The sequence below is a fragment of the Oleiphilus sp. HI0066 genome, assembly GCF_001635725.1.
Genome location: NZ_LWFH01000373.1, coordinates 1 through 616 on the forward strand (window position 1 = coordinate 1; position 616 = coordinate 616).

A 616-nucleotide genomic window follows, 5' to 3' on the forward strand; every position below is an offset into this window, starting at 1 on the left:
CAAGCTCAATCAGATGGACATCACCACGATACACCGGCAGTTGTCGCAAGAACCAACTTAGAGATCGACAACCATACAGACACATCTGTTTTCTCATCAAGAAGTCTCGCTTCATTCGGCTCCGAACAAGACGATGCCCTAAGCAACACAATCAACGCGCAACACAATCAATTACTAGCAAATTCTTCTGTACACCAAGATCTGCCTATTTCAATTACTGGAGTTTTTGATGGTTCAGTAAGCGAAGACAACCAAGTTTCTGCAAGCGGCCAACTTTCAATTGCTGGCGGCCCAGGCTCTTTCGCTTCGCAAAGTTACCAAGGTCAATACGGTACTCTAACTATCGCACCATCAGGTCAATGGGAGTATCGCCTGAATTCTGGTGCAACAAACGTCGATGCACTGACTGACGGACAACTGGTTTCAGAGCACTTCGACATTCACGCACAAAACGCAGGTGGTGTTGATTTTGCACATGGCTTAGATATCGAAATTACTGGCACAAATGATACCGCCCAAATTACCGATGCAAAGGTCGGAGATGTCACAGAAGATTCGCAACTTAACTCGCGTGGCCAGTTAACAATTAGCGACAAGGATGCCGGAGAAGATCACT

General features: G+C 46.3%; 1 protein-coding gene. It reads left to right on the forward strand.

Features of this window, described 5'->3' with window-relative positions; genetic code table 11:
* The coding region (locus tag A3738_RS05205) for a VCBS domain-containing protein (RefSeq protein WP_197473609.1) at positions 1–616 on the forward strand (616 nt) is incomplete at both ends.